We start from the raw sequence: 3,842 nt of genomic DNA on the forward strand, positions 1-3,842 counted from the left end.
CTGGGGTAAATTGTTTTTTCCCCGGATCGGTTGGCGGCCGTTCGCCCGAAGAATGCCGATCACCTGGGTCCGCTCGAACACGGACATCGCCAGGGTGTTGACCACGCCCAGCACCGAGATGATCAGCGCCATGCCGAGCAGGCCGTACATGATGTTCAGGGCGGTGTTGATCATGCCGCCCATCTCGTTGCGCATGTCCTGCTGGGTCGCGATGGACAGCGCCGGGTTGTTGCCGAGGGCGTCGAGGACGGCCTTCTCGCCGGCCTTCGACTCGCCTCCGGTGACGTTGACGTACACCTCGGGGATGTACGGCTCCTCGGAGTGCGCGGAGAGGATCTTGTCGTCGATGACGTACGGGGAGAGCAGGCCCTCCAGGTCCTTGTAGACCGCGCCGACCTTCAGGGAGCCCTTCTGGCCGTCCTCGTACACGACCTGGAGGGTCGAGCCGACGGACAGCTTCCGGCTCGTCGCGGTCTTCTCCGCGACGGCGACCTCGCCCTTGCCGAGGCTGTTCAGCGAGCCGCTGACGACCTCGACGTTGAGCATCTCGCCGATGGCGGCCGGGTTCACGCCCGAGGCGGCCCGGAACTCGTCGCCGATCTTCAGCGAGAACGCCGACTGGGGGGAGACCGCCTTGATGCCCTTGGCCTTGGAGAGGGTCTCGGCGACGCTCTTGTCGAGGCTGCCGCCGCCCATGGCCATGGAGACCTTGTAGTCGGCCTTGATCTTGTCGGTGCTCATCCGGTCCACGGCCTTGCCCATGGTGATGCCGAGCACGGACAGGGTGGTGACGAGGGTGAGGCCGATGGTGAGGGAGGCGGCGGTGACGGCGGTGCGGCGCGGGTTGCGCACGGCGTTCTGCGCGGCGAGCTTGCCCGGGACTCCGAAGACCTTCTCCAGCAGCGGCCGGACGGCGGCGATGAGCGGCCGGGACAGCAGCGGGAGCAGCACGATCAGGCCGATGAGGAGGAAGAACGCGCCGCCGCCGATGAGGTAGCGGCCGTTCTCGCCGCCCACCGACACCCCGCCCAGGGCCATGACGAGGCCGAGCAGTTCGAGGACGGAGCCGAAGACGTTGCGCAGGAGCAGGGACTTCGAGCTGGCCGGCAGATGGGCGCTGCCCATGGCGGCGACCGGGGGGATCCGGCCGGTGCGCCAGGCGGGGAACACCGCGGCGACCACCGTGACCAGCACGCCGATGACGACGGCGGCGACGACCGTCGACGGGGCGACGACCAGGTCGCCCGCCGGGATCTTGGCGTCCATCGAGTCCATCAGCGAGCGCATGCCGACCGCGAGGCCGATGCCGCAGGCCAGGCCGATGGCGGAGGAGATCGCGCCGACGACCAGGGCCTCGCTCATGACCGACCGCATGACCTGGCCGCGCTTGGCGCCGACCGCGCGCAGCAGGGCCAGCTCCTTGGTCCGCTGGGCGACGAGCATGGTGAAGGTGTTGTAGATCAGGAAGATGCCGACGAAGAGCGCGATGCCGGCGAAGACGAGCAGCATGGTGCTCATGCCGCTCATCTGCTTCTTGATGGAGTCGGCCTGCTCCTTGGCGAGTTCGGCGCCGGTCTGGGCCTTGGTGTGCTTGTCGCCGCCGAGCAGCGGCTTGATGTCGGTCAGCAACTGGTCGGCGGAGGCGCCGGCCTTGGCGGAGACGGAGAGCTCCTGGTAGTAGCCGGGCTTGAGGTACAACTTCTGGGTGGTGGCGGTGTCGAAGAGGACGAGGCTGCCGCCCGCGTTGACCTGGCCGTCGTCGGTGGTGAAGACACCGGCGAGGGTGTACTCCTTCACCGGGCCGTTGCTGGCAACGCGGACCTTGTCGCCGACCTTGTACCCGCCCTTGTTCGCGGTCTCCTTGTCGAGCGCGATCTGCTCGGCGCCGGCGGGCCCGTTGCCGTCGGTGAAGCGGTAGGCGGGGTCCTTGCCGTCGGCCGCGGGGGCGTAGTTGGAGCCGCGGTTGGCCCAGCCGGTGCCGATCAGCTTGCCGTTGGCGTCACCGACGCCGGCGAAGCCGGAGATCCGGCCGGAGACGGTGTCGACGCCCTGGACGGCCTTGACCTTGTCGAGGGTCTGCTGGCTGATGCCGGGCTCGCCCTCCTTCTGCCCGTCGTCGCCCCGGCTCTGGCCGTACGAGGTCACGGAGACGGCGACGTGGTCGTAGCTCTTGGCGGACTGGCCGGAGAGGGCCTTGCCGAGGGTGTCGGTGAAGACGAGGGTGCCGGAGACGAAGGCGACGCCGAGGGTGACGGCGAGCACCGTCATCAGCAGCCGGGCCTTGTGCGCGAGGACGTTGCGCAGGGCGGTACGGAACATGGTGGAGGAGTCCAGGATGTCGAGGGGGTCAGCGGGGCCGGGGGAGGGTCGGTCCCTCAGCTGGTGCGGCCCTTGGCGTCGAAGGCCTTCATGCGGTCGAGCACCCCGTCGGCGGTGGGGCTGAGCATCTCGTCGACGATGCGGCCGTCGGCGAGGAAGATGACGCGGTCCGCATAGGAGGCGGCCACCGGGTCGTGGGTGACCATGACGACGGTCTGGCCGAGCTCGCGCACGGAGTTGCGCAGGAAGCCGAGGACCTCGGCGCCGGAGCGGGAGTCCAGGTTTCCGGTCGGCTCGTCACCGAAGATGATCTCGGGGCGGGAGGCCAGGGCGCGGGCCACGGCCACGCGCTGCTGCTGGCCGCCGGAGAGCTGGGTGGGGCGGTGGGAGAGGCGGCCGGAGAGCCCGACCATGTCGACCACGGCGTCCAGCCACTGCCGGTCGGGCTTGCGGCCCGCGATGTCCATCGGCAGGGTGATGTTCTCCAGCGCCGTGAGGGTCGGCAGCAGGTTGAACGCCTGGAAGATGAAGCCGATCTTGTCGCGGCGCAGCTGGGTCAGCTGCTTGTCCTTGAGGCTGCCGAGCTCGGTCTCGCCGATGCGGACGGAGCCCGCGGAGAAGGTGTCCAGGCCGGCCACGCAGTGCATCAGGGTGGACTTGCCGGAGCCCGAGGGGCCCATGATCGCGGTGAACTGGCCCTGGCCGAAGTCCACGGAGACGTTGTCCAGGGCGACCACCTGGGTCTCGCCCTGGCCGTACACCTTGGAGAGGCCGGTGGCCCGGGCGGCCACGGCCTGGGTGGTGTGCGGGGCGTAGTTCATGGTGGTCACGGGAGCGACTCCTCGGGCTGCGGACCTCGTGCGGTCTGCGGATCGGCGGGACCTTTCCATCCTCGCCGCGCCCGCCCGGCCGGGGATCAGCCGCGGTGCCCGTTCCCAGGCCCACTGGAGTCTGACCGCGGGGCGGCCCGCCTCCTCCTCTGGTATGACGGCCGGCCGGGCGGCAGTCGGGGACGCCCCGGCGGCGGACCGGACGGCAGGGGGGTGGCCCGGGGTGGCGTGAGGGTGGCGGGCGGGGTGGCGCGACCCGTCGAATTCCCGTCAATCCCGCATCGGGGGTGATCGCCGCCCGTAACGGGCCCACCGTGCGTTCTCGGGCCTGACGGCCCCTCAAGCGCCAATAAAATCAGACAACATCGGATAGACGGCCCACTGATGGCCTGGATGATCCGGATAGGCTCGGGCGCAGCGTTCAGTGCTTATGTACGGGAGCCGCTACGCCCTGCCCGGATGGTGGAATGCAGACACGGCGAGCTTAAACCTCGCTGGCTTAGGCCGTGCCGGTTCGAGTCCGGCTCCGGGCACGACAACGCTCTGTCCACACCGCGCGACACACGAACGGCGGGGGGGGGGCCGGCGGCGCCCCCCCCCCCCCCGGTGGGGCCGCCCCCCCCGCCGTAGAGTCTGTTGTGGTGCCGGGCGCCCGCGGGCCGCCCCCGCCGCGGGCGCCAATACACAGGGCCC

2 protein-coding genes and 1 tRNA gene are annotated in these 3,842 nt (G+C 70.1%); 1 reads left to right on the forward strand and 2 read right to left on the reverse strand.

Going from position 1 to position 3,842, the window contains the following annotated elements; all coding sequences use genetic code 11:
- Together ACFXA3_RS35070 and ACFXA3_RS35075 are read right to left on the reverse strand one after the other, a co-directional pair.
- The coding region (locus ACFXA3_RS35070) for an ABC transporter permease (protein ID WP_385193819.1) at positions 1–2,319 on the reverse strand (2,319 nt) is incomplete at its 3' end.
- 56 nt (positions 2,320–2,375) lie between these two features.
- Positions 2,376–3,140, reverse strand: a complete 765-nt coding sequence (locus ACFXA3_RS35075; RefSeq protein ID WP_385193824.1) for an ABC transporter ATP-binding protein — start codon at positions 3,138–3,140, stop codon at positions 2,376–2,378.
- A 462-nt stretch (positions 3,141–3,602) separates the two neighbouring features.
- Between ACFXA3_RS35075 and ACFXA3_RS35080 the strand changes: the two genes are divergently transcribed.
- Positions 3,603–3,682 (forward strand) — tRNA-Leu (locus ACFXA3_RS35080).
- The last annotated feature ends 160 nt before the right edge of the window (positions 3,683–3,842 follow it).

The sequence above is a fragment of the Streptomyces sp. NPDC059456 genome (assembly GCF_042750055.1).
Taxonomy (GTDB): domain Bacteria; phylum Actinomycetota; class Actinomycetes; order Streptomycetales; family Streptomycetaceae; genus Streptomyces.